Source organism: Nonomuraea rhodomycinica (assembly GCF_013363995.1).
GTDB classification, from domain to species: domain Bacteria; phylum Actinomycetota; class Actinomycetes; order Streptosporangiales; family Streptosporangiaceae; genus Nonomuraea; species Nonomuraea rhodomycinica.
Genome location: NZ_JABWGO010000008.1, coordinates 237,831 through 253,528 on the forward strand (window position 1 = coordinate 237,831; position 15,698 = coordinate 253,528).

The 15,698-nt window shown below is 74.9% G+C and carries 11 protein-coding genes and 1 pseudogene; 3 read left to right on the plus strand and 9 right to left on the minus strand.

What is annotated here, in order from left to right:
* Positions 1 to 12: 12 nt before the first annotated feature.
* Positions 13 to 897, minus strand: a complete 885-nt coding sequence (locus tag HT134_RS29235; protein WP_175603668.1) for an FRG domain-containing protein — start codon at positions 895 to 897, stop codon at positions 13 to 15.
* 116 nt (positions 898 to 1,013) lie between these two features.
* On the opposite strand from HT134_RS29235, the gene HT134_RS29240 reads away from it, so the two are divergent.
* Positions 1,014 to 1,664 carry a DUF2975 domain-containing protein gene (locus HT134_RS29240; RefSeq protein ID WP_175603669.1) on the plus strand — a complete coding sequence of 217 codons (651 nt, stop codon included), beginning with the start codon at positions 1,014 to 1,016 and terminating at the stop codon, positions 1,662 to 1,664.
* A complete protein-coding gene (locus tag HT134_RS29245) occupies positions 1,665 to 1,907 on the plus strand; it encodes a helix-turn-helix domain-containing protein (RefSeq protein ID WP_175603670.1) in 243 nt (80 codons plus the stop codon).
* An 18-nt stretch (positions 1,908 to 1,925) separates the two neighbouring features.
* Here HT134_RS29245 and HT134_RS29250 read toward each other — a convergent pair.
* The 8 genes and pseudogenes from HT134_RS29250 to HT134_RS29285 form a co-directional block, all read right to left on the minus strand.
* Positions 1,926 to 2,189: pseudogene (locus HT134_RS29250) on the minus strand (VOC family protein); the annotation flags it as partial.
* A gap of 64 nt (positions 2,190 to 2,253) precedes the next feature.
* A complete protein-coding gene (locus tag HT134_RS29255) occupies positions 2,254 to 3,933 on the minus strand; it encodes an endo-1,4-beta-xylanase (RefSeq protein ID WP_175603671.1) in 1,680 nt (559 codons plus the stop codon).
* A gap of 166 nt (positions 3,934 to 4,099) precedes the next feature.
* The gene (locus HT134_RS29260; RefSeq protein WP_175603672.1) at positions 4,100 to 6,034 is read right to left on the minus strand and encodes a YyaL domain-containing protein; all 1,935 of its coding nucleotides are present in this window, start codon (positions 6,032 to 6,034) and stop codon (positions 4,100 to 4,102) included.
* On the minus strand, positions 6,031 to 8,607 hold the full coding sequence (locus tag HT134_RS29265) for an alpha-mannosidase (protein ID WP_217708517.1): 2,577 nt from the start codon (positions 8,605 to 8,607) through the stop codon (positions 6,031 to 6,033). The genes HT134_RS29260 and HT134_RS29265 overlap by 4 nt, the downstream gene beginning before the upstream one ends.
* On the minus strand, positions 8,604 to 9,257 hold the full coding sequence (locus HT134_RS29270) for a D-sedoheptulose-7-phosphate isomerase (RefSeq protein WP_175603673.1): 654 nt from the start codon (positions 9,255 to 9,257) through the stop codon (positions 8,604 to 8,606). The genes HT134_RS29265 and HT134_RS29270 overlap by 4 nt, the downstream gene beginning before the upstream one ends.
* Complete coding sequence (locus HT134_RS29275; protein WP_175603674.1) at positions 9,250 to 10,287, minus strand: ROK family protein; 1,038 nt, start codon at positions 10,285 to 10,287, stop codon at positions 9,250 to 9,252. Before HT134_RS29275 ends, HT134_RS29270 begins: the two co-directional genes overlap by 8 nt.
* 216 nt (positions 10,288 to 10,503) lie before the next feature.
* On the minus strand, positions 10,504 to 11,562 hold the full coding sequence (locus HT134_RS29280) for a LacI family DNA-binding transcriptional regulator (RefSeq protein ID WP_175603675.1): 1,059 nt from the start codon (positions 11,560 to 11,562) through the stop codon (positions 10,504 to 10,506).
* Between the two features lie 19 nt (positions 11,563 to 11,581).
* Entirely contained in the window at positions 11,582 to 13,432 is a 1,851-nt protein-coding gene (locus tag HT134_RS29285; protein WP_175603676.1) for an MBL fold metallo-hydrolase, read from the minus strand.
* A gap of 32 nt (positions 13,433 to 13,464) precedes the next feature.
* Between HT134_RS29285 and HT134_RS29290 the strand changes: the two genes are divergently transcribed.
* Complete coding sequence (locus tag HT134_RS29290) at positions 13,465 to 15,591, plus strand: glycoside hydrolase family 84 protein (RefSeq protein WP_175603677.1); 2,127 nt, start codon at positions 13,465 to 13,467, stop codon at positions 15,589 to 15,591.
* The last annotated feature ends 107 nt before the right edge of the window (positions 15,592 to 15,698 follow it).

The window sequence follows — 15,698 nt, forward strand, 5'->3', positions numbered from 1 at the left end:
CGGGCCGGCCGCTCAGGCGTTGCCGGTGTTGCCGGGGGCGCACTCGTCGCCCTGGTGCTCCAGGCACGCCTCCGGCGAGTAGTAGCGGCGCAGCCAGGCCGCCAGCCCGTCCAGGCCGGGCAGCAGCGCCCGTTCGGTGATGCCGGCCTGGTCGAGCCGTTCCCGCACCTCGGCCTTGACCTCCGGCGGGATGCGCCACGCCCGCCACAGGTCGGGGTGGGCGTTCAGCCACCGCTCCACCGGCCACGTCACGTCCGACAGCGCCGACAGCACCGACGACTGGGTGACGATCCGCTCGTCCAGCGAGGGGGGCTCGAACAGGGCGAGGAACGGCTCCGCGCCCGCCAGCTTGCCGAAGCTGTCCAGGTCGGGGGCGCGCCGGGCGAGCATCTCGGTCGTGAACAGCACGGCGCCCTCGTGGTCGAGGACCTCGCGCAGCGGCCCGGGCAGCAGCCGGTGCGCCGCCTCGCAGTCGAGCCCGATGAGCATCGCCTCGTCGTGCGGCCAGGCCGCCGTGGCGAAGTGCAGCGCGACCAGCGGCGAGAACGTCCAGTCGACCAGCCGCGTGGGCAGCCCGTGGTGCTGGCCGAGCGCCAGCCAGTCCCAGATCGTCGGGCCGGGCGCCTGGCGGTGGGCGTACTTGCGGAAGTTGCGGATGAGGTGGCGCTCCACCGCCGGGTACTCCCCGGCCAGCCGGGCCAGCCCGGACAGGTGCGAGTGCGGGGGGCGCGACCGCCCCCGGAACACCATGGCGGAGTGCGAGGGGCCGCCGCGCGGTCGCGGCCCCCGGGGTCCGCTCACCTCGCTGATCGCGTCGTCCAGCTCCCGCCAGGACGACACCGTGACGATCCGGCCGTCGCCGCTCTCCCCGCCGGCCGCGTTCGTGCTGCTCCCCATACAGCCCGCCTTCCCGTCACACAGCAGGCAACACCCGTCACAAGCCGGACTTGTTTTATCGTTTTTCGATGCTATCGTGGCCAGGGTCGCATCGATATTCGATAAGGAGGCGTCCGATGAGTGAGGCCGCGGCCGGATACATGCCCTCGACGGCCGGTGCGTGGACCCGGCGTCTGCACGCGATCCTGTGCACCGCTCTCGTGCTCGGCGCGCTCGCTCTCCTCGCGCGCCTGGCGGGTGACGTCATCCTGGCCGCCGTCCCGGCCGCGAAGCCGGACTTCGGCTTCACCGGGCTCCGGCCGTCCCACACCGGCGTGTCGTTCGACGGCGCCCTCACCCCCGGGGCGAGGGCGGTCGCCGTCACCGTGGAGGCGGCCCTGTACGACCCGGCCCACGCGCCGCTGCTGGCCGTGCTGCACCTGCTCACCTGGCTGCCCGGGATGCTGGCGATCCTGCTGTCCCCGTTCTGGCTGGTGCGCATCACCGGCAGGGGCGTGGCCGGCGACCGGGCGTTCTTCTCCGCCGGGACGGTCCGTGACCTGCGCAGGATCGGGGCCGTCCTCACGCTCGGCTCGCTGGCGGCCCTCGCCCTCGACTTCACCGCCAAGACCGTGGCCGCGCGGCTGCTGACGGTCGATCCGCGTCCGGTGCCGGGCGACGTCGACGTGCCGGTGGTGACCGTGCTGATGGGCGTGGGGGCGTTCGTGGCGGCCGAGGTGATCGGGCGTGGGCTGGCCATGCTCGACGATCTCGAAGGCACGATCTGAGTGCCGCCCGGGGAGCTCGACGGGCGCATCGAGGTCCGGCTCGACGAACTGCTCGCCCGGCGCGGCATGACGCTGACCGAGCTGTCCCACCGGGTCGAGGTGACGATCGCCAACCTGTCCGTCCTCAAGACCGGCAAGGGCCGGGCCATCAGGTTCTCCACCCTCGCCCGGCTGTGCGAGGTCCTCGACTGTCAGCCCGGTGACCTGCTCGGCTACACGCGCAACCCCGGCGCCGGCCGTTGACACCGGGGGCCCGCGACGTCACATGGCCGCGCGGGCCTCCTCACCGAGCTGCAGGATCTGGACGTAGTTGCCGTCCGGGTCGAGGACGGTGGCGAACAGGCTGCCGTCGCGGTCCTCCAGCTCCGCCACCCAGGAGGCGCCCAGCTCCTCCATGCGCGCCACCACGGCGCGGGCGTCCGGCACCTCGAAGTTGAGGATCATCCGGCCCGGCTCGGGGTTCCTGTCGCCGATGTCCTTGCGGTTGTCGATGATCAGGTGGAACGCGCCGAACCTCAGGACGCCGTAGCCGCCGACGTCGGTCTCGGACTCGGGGTCGAGCGCTCGCGGGCGGGAGTCCCCGGCCGGGTCAGGAGGCGCAGGTGTAGCGGCTCGGCGTGGAGGTGTCGCCCGGCGGGCGGGACGCCTGGAAGCCGAAGGTGGCGCTCGCCCCCGGGGCGAGGGTGCCGTTGTAGGGCAGGCTCCGCGCGGTCACCGTCTGCCCGTTGACGGTGAGGGCGGCGTTCCACGAGCCGGTGACGGCGTGGCCGGCGGGCAGGGTGAAGGTGACGCTCCAGCCGCTGATCGTGGCCGTGCCGGTGTTGGTGACGGTCACGGGCTGCACCACGTAGCCGCCGTCCCACTGGTTCTGCACGGTCCCGGTGGCCGAGCAGCCGCCCGTGTCCCCGCCGCCGGTGGAGGTCGTGAACATGGCGGTGGGCGATGCGGCGGACAGGTTGCCGGCGCCGTCGCGGGCCCGCACGTACACCTGGTACTGCGTGGCGGCGCTCAGCCCGCTGAGCGTGATCGTCGGGCCGGTGCTGCGCCCGAGCTCGGGGTCGGTGGCGCCCTGTTCCCGGTAGACGGTGTAGCCGGCCAGGCCGCTGCCGCCGGAGTCGGTGGAGGCCGCCCAGGTCAGGGTGGCGGAGCCGGCGGTCACGCCGGACACCGCGGGTGTGCCGGGCGTGGTGGGCGGCGTGGTGTCGGTGCCGCCGGTGCCGCCGGCCAGGGCGTCGTGGACGGCGGTGTAGGCGGGCTTGGCCTGGTAGCTGTCGTTGTAGATCAGCGCGGCGCCCTGGCCGGAGAAGGTGTCGGGCACCCAGGAGTACTTGTCGGTGAAGCCCCAGATCGTGATCCCGGCGCACGCGGTGACGGCCAGGCAGGCGTTGACGACGTCCCGGTAGTAGGCGGCCTGCGTGGCGTCCTTGCCGGCGTCGCGGGGCATCACCATGCGCACGTCCAGCTCGGTGATCCGGACCTGGACGCCCAGGTCGGCGAAGCGCTGGAGGTTCTGCTGCAGCTGGCTCGGGAAGCCGTACTGGATGGCGAGGTGGCTCTGGAAGCCCACGCAGTCGACCGGCACGCCGTCCTGGCGCAGCGAACGCACCAGGTTGTAGAGGGCGGTGCTCTTCGCGTTGATCCCCTCGGTGTTGTAGTCGTTGATGCACAGCCGCGCGTCGGGGTCGGCGGCGCGGGCGGCGCGGAAGGCGTCGGCGATGTAGCTCTGGCCCAGCGTGTTGTACCAGAACGAGGTGCGCAGGGTGCCGTTGTCGTCGAAGACCTCGTTGACGACGTCCCAGGAGACGACGGCGGGGTTGGCGGCGTAGCGTCCGACGACCTGGCTGATGTGGTTCTGCAGGGCGGCGCGCATGGCACTGGCGCCGAGGCCCTGCACCCAGCCGGGGGTCTGGTTGTGCCAGACGAGCGTGTGGCCGTGGACCTGCTGGTTGTTCTGGGTGGCGAAGGAGACGACCGCGTCGGCGCCGCCGAAGGTGAACTGGCCCTGGCTGGGCTCGGTGGCGTCCCACTTCATGGCGTTCTCGGCGGTGACCTGGTTGAACTCGGCGGCGGCGAGGCCGCGGTAGGCGCTCTCGTTCGCCAGCGGGCCGGTGGCCAGGGCGGCGCCGATGAACTTCGCGCGGGCGGCGGCGTGCACGCGCAGCGCGGCCGACGCGCCGGCCGGGCTCGCGTGCAGGAGGAACGTGGCCAGCAGCCCGAGGAGGGCGGCCAGGGCGAGGTTCCTGGAGCGGTGGGGCGGGGACGGGGGCATGGGGGTCCACCTCCGCGGCGTACCGGATTCCGAAATTTTCGGCCCGGCGACGGGCCGAGCTCCCCGGACGGTAGAGGTCGGGCATGCGCCGGTCAACGCGGCGCGGGGCTTCGAGGGTGACGTATGGCCCTGGGCGGCCGAAATTATCGGTGCGCTGATGAAATTTTCAGACGCGGAGGACCTGCTCGCAGGCCAGCAGCAGCACCCCGGCGCTCCAGGCGTGCGACAGCGTCAGGTACATGCCCTTCGGCTGGAAGCACGCCGTCTGGTAGTACCGTTCGGTGATCATGCCGCGGTAGCCGTTGAGGTCGCCGTCGGCCGCCGGGAGGAGCTGGCGGAAGCAGTCCAGCGTCTCGTGCGCCCGCTCGGCGTAGTACGGGTCGCCCAGCGCGGCCGACAGCTCCAGCAGCTCGGCCGTGCAGACCAGCCCGTAGGCGTGCAGGTGCTGGTTGGACGGCGACGCCTGGTCGCCGCCGCGGGTGGCGAAGCCGTACGCGCCGAGCGGCGTGCGCGGCCCGAAGCGGACGTTGTAGCTGTAGCGGAAGGTCAGCATCCAGTCGGCCGCCCGGCGCGCGAGGTCCAGCCAGCGGGCCCGGCCGGTGCGGCGGTGCAGCGCCATGTACGCCATCACCGCGGCGTAGCCGTCCTCCGAGGTGGGCGCGAGGTCCACGTCCTCGGGCGCGCCGTAGATGAACTCGTCGTCCACGAACGCGGCGTAGTACTCGCCCGCCCGCTCGGCGGCGCGTAGGTAGAGGCCGTCCCCGTCCAGGTCGCCGGCCTCCGCCAGGGCGGCCACCCAGGTCAGGCCGGAGGCGCCCGACCACGACAGCACCTCCCCCGTGCGGGCGTGGTGGATGGCGCCGAGGTTGCCGTCGGGGCGCTGGCGGCCCGCCATGACGTCCAGGTTGGAGCGGGCCGCCTCCCGCCAGGCCCCCCGCCCTCCGCCACGCGGCCGCGGCGGCCGGCGCTCGCGGTCGCGCAGCCGCAGCGCCCGCAGCAGGAACAGCGTCGCCTCGCCCAGCGTGCGCGCGTGCAGCCCGTCCTCGATCGGGGTCCAGCTCTGGGACCAGCCCGCGTCGCGGTACCAGGTGCCCCAGAACGTCCCGGAAGGCGACAGCTCGGCGCACACGAAGTCGATGACGCGCTCCGCGGCGGCGGCCTGGTCGGCGCGGCCGGTCCGCAGCGCGTGCTCCAGCAGCGCCGCCGCCCACGGCACGCCGCTCACCCAGCCGACGTGCATGGCCTGCCGGTCGACCCGCTCGCCGTTGGTGCCGCACACCTCGCGGTCGAAGCCGACCGTCTCCAGCAGCACGCCGGGGTCGGGGTCGTAGTGCCACCGGTACAGCCCCTCGGCGGCGATGCCGGCCGCGCTCTCCACGTCCGTCCACGGCTCGACGGGCGCGCCTGGCGCGCGCAGCGCGTGGTCCTCGCGCAGCAGCTCCGCGTACGCGTGCCGGTCGGCCGGCAGCGGGCAGGTGGCGAGCGTCAGCACGTGCTCCTCGCCTGGCTGCCACACGTGCGCGGCGGCCTCGGGCGGCAGGGGCGGCGCGGAGCCGTAGTAGGTGACCGGGTACTCCCGGTACGGGAACAGCAGCGACACGGTGGCGACCCCGGCCGCGTGCTCGAACGCGAGCCCGGTCGTGCCGAGCGGCGAGTCCTCGCCGGCGAGCAGCGCGGCCCCGCCCGCGTCGCCCCACACCATGACCGCGGGCGTCGCCGCCCGGTCCGCGCGGAACCCCCAGCGGGAGCTGACCATCTCCTCCGGCAGGTCGGCGCCGGCCGCGAAGCGGGGGAAGACGCGGTGGCAGCCCTCCGGCCGGTTCTCGCCGTAGAACAGGCCGGGGATCAGCCACCACGGGGCGCGCGCGGTCACCGACCGGCTGACCCGCACGCGGGCCTCGGCCGGCGCGGCGCCGTCGTGCCGCACGCGCAGCCGCAGCTCCCGGCGGCCGGACGGCAGCGGGGCGCCCCACTCCGGGACGACGATGTACGGGCCGCCGCCGCCGACCTCGACGACCAGCTCTCCCCCGCCCGGCTCGGCGACCACCACGGTCGTCCCCTGGGTCCTCGGGACCTCCAGGGGTGAGACGGTCCCGGTCACAGCGGCTCCACCGTCAGGGCGCCCTTGCGCGCGCCCAGCTCCAGCAGGTCCGTCTCCACGGCCGCCAGCGGGTCGGCGCGCGGGATGCGGAACGTGCGGATCTGGCAGGGCCCGAAGGCGGCGGTGATCCGCACCCCGGCCAGCGGCACGTCCAGAGTGGCGGTGACCGCGCGGCCGTGCGTCTCCACCGCCCGCACCACCAGGTCGCCCGGCTCGTCCTCGTGGCACTTGACCGCCGTCACCATGACCTGGCCGCCGCCGTCGTCCACGAAGGCCCGCTCGGGCGGCAGGCAGCCGTCGTGGAAGCTCTCCAGCATGGCCCGTACGGGCGAGCCGAGCACCGCCGCCCGCCGGGTCGGACCGGCCTCCCGCCAGTCGCCGCCGTGCGGCACCAGCAGGTAGCGGAAATGCTGGACGCCCTGGTCCTGGTAGGCGTAGAAACCGTCGGGGTCGAGCAGCCGCGGGTCGTGCCAGGCGTGGACGGGGCTGCGCACGGCGGTGATGCCGATGCTCGGGCTCCGGCCGGGCCCGGCGGGCGCGACGTCGTAGGCGTGCTTGGCGTCGTTGACCACGGCCAGGCCGGCGGGCACGCCGTCCACGGTGCCCGACATGTCCACCCACGACTGCGCCGGCTCCTCCGCGCCGTCCACGGGCCGCCGCAGTTGCCCGAACGGGATCTCGTACGTGGCGACCGGCTCCTCCACGGCGAGCGGGAACCGCAGCTTCATGAGGTGGGCCCGCTCCCGCCAGTCGATGCTCACCCGCACCTCGACGGCGTCGGAGTCCTCGCCGAGCAGGAACTCCTCGACCATCGACGAGCGTCCCCACTCCCGCTCGACGCGCAGGCGGGCCCGCAGCGGCCCGCTCTCGCGCAGCACGACGGACGTGACCGCCATCTCGTCGCCGGGCCAGTCGTAGGAGACGACGCGGTGGCCCCACGTGTCGGTCGGGTCGGCGCAGATCCGCGTGTGCTCACCGAGGGCGCCGCGCACCAGGTCGGCGCCGGTGCGCTTGTCGAGCAGGCTCGCCGGCCAGCCCGTGGCGGGGTCGAACTCCACCCGCAGGACGTCGTTCTCCAGCCGGCTCGCGGTGGCCGTCAGCCGGCTCGGGCGCGGGAGCGGCGCGCCCGGCCGCATCCGGTAGAGCCGGTAGCCCAGCGGCGGCAGCTCCGCCCGGAACACCGTCGCGCCGCGCCCCTGGTCGTCGGTCGTCGCCACCGGCTGGGTGCCCTGCGAGGCGACCGCCCCGCCGCCGGCGTCCACGACGTGGACGCCGCCCGGCGCGAGGCCGTACTGCATCTCGACGTCGCAGGCGACCGGCCAGGGGTGCGGGTTGAAGACGAGCACCGGCGAGGTGTCCGGCTCCGCGGGGACGCGCACGTCGCGGGCGATCACGTTGTGGGCCCGCGTGATGATCCGCTTGGAGATCGCCACGGCCTCACCGAGCTGGTCGCGGGCGTCGTCGTAGGCGGGCTCGATCGCCGAGCCGGGCAGCACGTCGTGGAACTGGTTGAACAGCACCTGCTTCCACGCCCGTTCCAGCTCGGCGCGGGCGTCGTGGCCGGCGACGGCCGCCCACCGCTCGGCCGACAGGACCGCGGCCTGCGCCCGGCGCTGCCACGCCTTGACACCCGAGTGGGCGGAGTAGCAGCCGGCGGCGTGGTGCTGGAGGTCGTCGCGCCACACCGGCAGCGCGGCCAGCCCCTCCTCGCCGAGCCGCTTGGCCGTCTCGTCGAAGTAGCGGCGCGGCGACGACATGACCATCTCGCCGAACGTGCCCATCCGGTCGTAGCGGTGGATGGAGTCGATGTTGGCCTTCGTCGGGCCGCCGCCGTGGTTGCCGACCCCGTAGAACACCATGAGGTCGCCGAGGGAGCGGTCGAGCTGGCCCAAGGCCTTCTCGGTCTGCCCCGCCACGTCGCCGGGCGGGCTGCAGTACTCGAACGGGATGCGGTACGCCAGCACCCGGCTGCCGTCGGGGGCCTCCCACCAGAACATGGTGCCGGGCAGGTCGCTCTCGTGCGGCCCGGGCCGCAGGAAGCAGTAGGAGTCCATGCCCTGGCCGCGCAGGATCGCCGGGAGCATGGCGTTGTGGCCGAACGGGTCCACGTTCATGCCGACCGTGGCCATGACGCCGAAGCGGTCCTCCAGGTAGCGCTGGCCGTACAGGCCCTGGCGGACGAACGACTCGCCGGACGGCATGTTGCAGTCGGGCTCCACCCACCAGCCGCCGGCCAGGTGCCAGCGGCCCTCGGCCACCCGCTCCCTGATCCGGGCGAACAGCTCGGGGTCCGCCTCCTCCACCCACGACAGCAGCACCACCTGGTCGCAGGTGAAGACGAAGTCGGGGTACTCGTCCATGCGGTGGATCGCCGACCAGAACGTCGCCCGCGCCTCCTGGTAGCCCTCCTGCCACGGCCACAGCCAGACCGGGTCGAGGTGGGCGTTGCCGATCATGTGCAGGGTGCGGCCGGGGGCCGCCGCGGGCCGGGGCGCCCACGGCATGCCGTCCGGCTGCGGGCCGGAGGGGGCGTTGGCCATGGGCGCGGCGCGCCGGGCGGCGGGGCCGCTCACGCGGCGGCCCAGGCGTCGAGCCGGTCACTGATCATGTGCAGCATGAGGGTGTGCATCTCCTGGATGCGAGGGGTCTGGCAGGAGGGGGCGAGGAGCAGGTGGTCGGCGTGGCGGGCCGCCGCGCCGCCGTCCCCGCCGCCGAACAGCACGGTCGCCGCGCCGCCCGCGCGGGCGGCCTCCAGGGCGGCGACGATGTTCGGCGAGTTGCCGCTGGTCGTGAACGCGGCCACCACGTCGCCCGGCCGGGCCAGGGCGCGGACCTGCCGGGCGAACACCTCGTCGTAGGCGTAGTCGTTGGCGATGCAGGTCATGACGGTGGCGTCGGTGGTGAGGGTGACGGCGGGCAGCGGACGGCGGTCGCGCCGGTAGTGGCCGATCAGCTCGCCGGTGAAGTGCTGGGCGTCGGCCGCGCTGCCGCCGTTGCCCATCGTGTAGAGGGTGCCGCCGGCGGTGAACGCCTTCATGAGCAGCTCGCCGACCGCCTCGACGGCGGGGAGCATCGCCTCGACGGCCCGCGCGGCGGCCACGTGCGCGGCCACCTGCTCGGCCAGGCCGGCCGCGGCGGCGACGGCCGGCGTCCGCACGGCCGCGGAGGCGCCCGTAGTGGAGGCGCCCGCCGGGGAGGTCAGCGGTTCGGTGGGGTCAGGCATGGTTCGTTCCACTCGTTCCGGAGACGGCGGCGGGATGGGCGGATCCGGTCGCGCCGGTGGGCGCGGCGAGGAAGTCGTGGGCGACGGCGCCCGCGCCGACGACGCACACCGCCGCGCCCAGCTCGGCCCGGACGACGCGCGCCGCGCGGGCGGCCGGCGGCATGGCCTCGCGGGCCACCATCGCGGCGACCGGCCCGATGAGCCGCTCGCCCGCCCGGGCAACGCCCCCGCCCAGCACGACCAGGTCGGGCTCGAACACGTTGACCAGGTCCGTGACCGCCGCGCCCAGGGCCCGGACGGACTCGTCCCAGATCTCCACGGCCAGCGGGTCGCCCGCCGCGGCCGCCTCGCCGACGTCGCGGGCGGTGGGGGCCGGCAGCGCGGCGAGGCTCGACGGCCGGCCCTCGGCCAGGGCCTCGCGGGCGCGCCCGGCGATGGCCGTGCCCGAGGCGTACGCCTCGACGCAGCCGAGCCGGCCGCACGCGCACCGCCGCCCGCCCGGCCGTACCACCAGGTGTCCCAGCTCGCCGCCGTTGCCGGCCGCGCCCCGGTGCAGGCGCCCGCCGACGACGGTGCCGCCGCCGACGCCGGTCGAGACCGTCAGGTAGACCATCGTGGCGGTGCCGCGCCCCGCGCCGTGGCGGAACTCGGCCAGCGCCCCGGCCGTCGCGTCGTTCTCCAGGACGGCCGGCACCTCGAACGCCTCGGAGGCGAGGGCGCGGACCGGGACGTCCGCCCAGCCGGGCAGGTGGGGCGGCGACTGGACGACTCCCGCGGCGGCGTCGAGCGGCCCGCCGCAGGAGATGCCGACGGCGCCGACGGTCAGCCGCCCGGCCTCGGCGACGGCCTTGCGGCCGAGGTCGAACAGCCGGGTCAGGACGGCCTCGGGCCCCTCCTCCCGGCGGGTCGGCGCGCTCTGCCAGCCGTGGACGCGCCCGTCGGGCGTCACCACGCCGACGGCCAGCTTGGTGCCGCCGATGTCGAGGGCGAGGACGGGCGGCGGCTCGGCCGCGGGAAGGTGCGGGTCCATGTGCCTCCGATCGGCAGCCCTGCACGCGGAACCGATATGGCATCGTTCCCACACGGGTCCTAGGAGCGCACCCCTGCCGGGTCAATCTCCGCACTCCGCCGCGAGCCGGACGCGCCAGCGGCGCGAGCCGGACGTGCCAGGGGGCCAGCCGGTGCCGCGAGCCGGACGTGCCAAGGGGGGCCAGCCGGTGCCGCGAGCCGGACGTGCCAAGGGGGGTCAGCCGGTACCGCGAGCCCCGTCCGGGCACGGGCCGGTGGAGCCGCGGGTCACCAGGCGGACGGCGAGGACCGTGGTCAGCGACTCCCCGTCCGGCGTCTCCAGCCGCTCGTGCAGGCGCCGCACCGCCGCGGCGCCCAGCCCCATGGTGTCCTGCGCGACCGCCGTGACCGTGGGCGAGACCATGCTCATCCAGGGCGCGTCGTCGAAGGCCACCAGGCTGACGTCCGCGGGCACGCGCAGCCCCAGCTCGGCGATCGCCCGCCAGACGCCCTCGGCCAGCACGTTGTTGGCGGCGAAGACCGCCGTCGGCCGGTCCGGCAGGCGCAGCATGTCGAGCGCCCGCCGCCGCGAGTCGGCCACGTCCCAGCCGGAGGAGACCACCAGCTCGGGCTCCACGGTGGCGCCGCCCATCGCGAGCGCCTCGGAGTAGCCCTGGTAGCGCTCGTAGCCGGTGGTCCAGTTGGTCTCGTCGATGAACAGCGCGATGCGGCGGTGGCCGAGCGACACGAGGTGCGTCGTGGCGTCGCGGGCGCCGACGCGGTTGCCCACCACCACGCCGTCGGTGACGCCGGGCGCGAACTGCCGGTCCACCTCGATGACCGGGATGCCGTGGGAGCCGAGGTACGTGGACACCTTCGGCGAGTTGGGGGTGACGACGACGCCCGCCACGCGCAGCGCCACGAACGCCTCGGCCGCCTCGTTCTCGGCGTCGGCGGACAGCCCCGTGTCGGCCAGCACCATGGTGTAGCCGCGACTGCGCGCCTCGGCGCCGGCCCCCGCCGCCAGGTCGGCGTAGAACGGGTTGCGCAGATCGCTGACGATCACCCCGATCGACCGGCTGACCTGCTGCTTGAGGGTGCGGGCCATCACGTCGGGCACGTAGCCCAGCTCGGCCGCCGCCCGCTGGACGCGCTCGCGGACGTCGTCGGCGGCGTAGCCGCGGCCGGTCAGCGCCCGCGAGACCGTGGAGCGGGACACTCCCGCGGCCTGCGCCACGTCCTTGATCGTCGGTCGCCGGCCGCGGCCGAGGGGCGAGGCGCCGCGCTCTGTGGTCATCGGGTCCTCTCCTGGAGGGTCATTCCGGGATCACGTCCACCAGCGCCTCGGCGTGCTGGCCGAGCCGCAGGTCGCCGATGGTCACGTCGACGGCCAGGCGGACGCGCCGGCCGGGCATGGCGGCGGCGCCGAGACGGAGGTGCACCTGCTCAGTACCCCGCGCGGGCAGCGTCACCGGAAACGTTCCCGGCTCGCGCCGCCAGCCGGGCGGGACGACGGGCTCCACCCAGGCCGCGACCTTCTCGGGCCAGGGGTTGCGCAGGGTGGCGGTCAGGACCACCTCGCCGCCCGCCGCCACACGCGTGTGGTACGGGGTGAGACGGCACAGGACGCCGTCGGCGCCCAGGTCGAGCCGGTCCAGCGGCAACAGCTCCTGGTGCAGGTCGATGAGCCGTTCGCCTCCTTCGGCCAGCATGCGCAGGTAGTCGTCGTCGACCCACCGGGGCTTCCAGTGGCCGCTGATCATCAGGTCGGGGCGCAGGCGCCGGTAGAGGGCGGCGCTGCGCCGGTAGTCCTCGATCCGGAACCGGTTCTTGTACTGATAATTAAGGATCTCATGGCGTTCGCCTGGAATGCCCTGGCCGTCTTGCTGGTCGCCCGTCACCAGCACCTTGTGGCCGTCCACCACGACCTCGTACGCCGCCGCGTACAGCGTGTGCCCCGGCAGGTCGTGGACGGTGATCTCGTACTCCCGCCACCGCACGGTCTCGCCCAGCCCGAGCACCCGGTCGGCGGGGATCGGGTCGTACCACTGGCACGGCAGGTCGTGGTGGAGCGGCGCGGCCAGCACGGGCGCGATGTGGGACGGCACCCACAGCTCGGTGCCCTCCACGTCGCGCAGCAGCGGCATGCCAGCCACGTGGTCGTCGTGGTAGTGGGTGGGCAGCGCGACCTCGACGTCCGTGACACCGTAGTGGCGGCGCAGCGCGGGCAGCGAGGCCAGCCATGGGCGGCGGGCCGCCCGGTCGGTGCTCGCGGGCAGCCCGGTCGTCATGTCGTAGCCGAAGTCGAACAGCAGCGCCGCGCCCGACTCCGACAGCAGCGCGTAGCTGTGGGACAGGCTGCTCCTGTTCATCAGCAGGTGCGGCGTGACCTGGACGAACGGGTTGTCGAGCAGGCCGCGCACGTCCCACGGGTAGGCGCGGCGGGCGTCGACGTAGCGCTGCATGGTGGCCGACAGCCGCGCGAGCGCCGCGTCGGGATCGGGCATCGGCTCGCCGTGCGACGGGCACAGCAGGTCCGGCCGCTCGGCGCGCAGCAGCTCGCAGCTCAGGATGACCATGGCCGGGCCCTCGTTCTCGGTGTACGACCACTGGGTGGCGGCCAGCGACCACACCTTGCCCGGGGCGTAGATGAGGTCGCCGGTGAACGCCACCCGGCCGCCCCTCGTCTCCACGAGGTAGGTCACCGACCCGACGGTGTGGCCCGGCGTGGGCAGGACCCGCACGTCCACGCCGCCGAAGCTCGCCGTGCGGTACTCGGGGACCACCCCGTCCACCGGCACCGGCTCCAGCAGCGAGAACCGGTCGTCACGCAGGTCGTAGTCGTTGACCAGGCGCCGGCCCGCCCACATGACGTCCACCTCGTCGAACAGCTCACGCTCGACCGGCGGCACGTGGACCGCCACGCCCGCGCCGGCCGCCCGATGTAAGCCCTGCGCCTGGTCGCGGTGGTGGTGGGTCATGAGCACGTCGGTGAGGCGGTCGAGCCCCATCTCGGGAAGCAGGTCGAGCACCCGGCCGGAGCCGAAGTCGACGGCGACGCCCGTGCGCTCCCCGCCGGGCCCCGGGGGCACCGCGACGACGTACACGTGGCAGGTGTCCAGGACGCGGAAGACCCCTGGGGCGACTTCGGTGACTTCGGCACTCACGAGTGCGCATGCTATCGGGTATCGTTCCCACAATGCAGACGCTGGAGTGGCTGAACCCCACCCCTCAGAAGGCCTCGGTCAGCGCCCCTCACCTGGAGTGCGAGGCGTTCCACGTCGACGGCGGCCCCGGCACGGCCACGGCCGTCGCCGCGCTCCACGACGCTCTGCCCACGAGCCTTCCCACGCACCTTCCCACAGGCCTCCCCACGGGTCCCGCCGACCCGGCCGCGGGACCCGCCGCCGGGTCCCGCCGCGTCGTGCGCGTCGAGGTGCGGGTCGACTCCGGCGCCGCGCTGCCGCCCGAGGGTTACACGCTCACCACCGGCCGCGACGCCGTGCTCGTCACCGGCGCCGACCCCGCCGGGGCCTTCTACGGCGCGCAGACCCTCATCGCGCTCGTGGCCGCCCCGTGCGCCGAGCACGCGCTCTGCGTGCCGGCCGCCGACGTGCGCGACTGGCCCGACCTGCCGCTGCGGGGCACCATCGAGGGCTTCTACGGCACCCCGTGGTCCCACGCCGACCGGCTGGAGCACCTGCGTTTCTCCGGCCGGCACAAGCTCAACGCCTACGTCTACGCGCCCAAGGACGACCCGTACCACCGGGAGCGCTGGCGCGAGCCGTACCCCGCGACGGAGCTGGCCCGGCTGGGCGAGCTGGTGGCCGAGGCGGCGGCGCGGCACGTGCGGTTCGTGTTCGCGCTGAGCCCCGGACTGTCGATGGTCTACAGCGACCCGGCCGAGCGGGCCGCGCTGCGCGCCAAGGCCGCGCAGGTGTGGGAGGCGGGCGTGCGGGAGTTCGCCCTGCTGTTCGACGACATCCCGGCCGAGCTGGAGCACGAGCGCGACCGCGCGGCCTTCGGCACCGCGCCGGGGGCGAGCGCTCGCGCGCACGCCGCGGTGTGCCGCGACTTCACCGAGGCGTTCCTGGAACCCCGGGGCGCGGAGCGGCCCCTGACGATGGTGCCGACCGACTACGCGGGCACGTCCCGCACCGCCTACCGCGACCGGCTGGCCGAGGAACTGCCGCCCGGCGTGCTGGTGTGGTGGACCGGCCGGGACGTGGTCGTCGGCACGGTCACGGCCGACGAGATCGCCGCCGCCGCGGCCTCCTACGGGCACCGGGTGGCGCTGTGGGACAACTTCCCGGTCAACGACTTCGACTTCACCCGGGTGTTCCTGGGGCCGCTGACCGGCCGCGACACCCGGCTCGACACCGTTCCCCTGGCCGGAGTGACGGCCAACCCCATGGTCCACGCCGCCGCCTCGCGGCTCGCGCTCGCCACGGTCGCCGACTACGCCTGGCAGCCCGCCGCCTACGACCCGGAGCTCTCCCACGAACGCGCGGTGCGGCTCGTGCCGGGGGCCGCCGAGCTCGCCCCGCTCGTCGAGGCGTGCTCGTCGTGGCCGCCGAGCGCCGACCAGAGCCCGGCGCTGTCGGCGCTGTGCGCGTCCGTCCTCGCAGGCACCTCCAGGGCTGCGGCACGGCCGCGGGGCGAGAGGGCCGCCAACGTGGCGGTACGGCCGGACGGGGCGAACGCACTCGCGGGACGGCAGGGCTCGGAGGACGCAGGCGCGGCGCTGCGGAGCGCGGAGGACACTGGCGCGGCGCAGCGGGACGGGGAGGACGCTGGCGCCGCGCGGCGGCTGCGTTTCGAGCTGGAGCGGCTGGCGGCGCTGCCCACGAGCGCGCCGGGGCGGATCGGCGAGGAGCTGCGCCCCTGGATCGCCGCCGCCCGCGACATCGCCACCGCCGCCCTGGCCGCGCTCGACCTCCTGACCACGCTCCCGCCCGCCACCACGGACGAGGCGGCGCAGGGAGCGGCGGAGGGGGCCATGCCACGGGCCGGGCACGAGGCGACACGAGACGACACGGAAACCGCCACACCACAGGCCAGGCACGAGACGACACGAGACGACACGGAAACCGCCGCGCGACAGGCCGGGCACGAGGCGGCGCGGGCTGTGGCGGAGGCGCTGGCGCGGGCGGAGCAGCACGAGGTGAACGTGCTGCGCGGCGTCCTGCCGCCGTTCGTGCGCGCCGTCCTCGACCGGGCCGCCCCCGCCGTCACGCCACCCGCCCCCGTCACCACCGCTCTCCGCGCCACCACGATGCCCGCCCCCGCGACCGCCCCCTCCCCCGCGGACCCCGTCGCTCCGTGACCAGGGCCGGGGCCGAGTCGGCGGCGTCCGGCTCCACCACCGCCGACACCACAGCCGCAACCCGCACACCTCACGTCGAGGCCGTCCCCGCGATCGACCGTCCACCG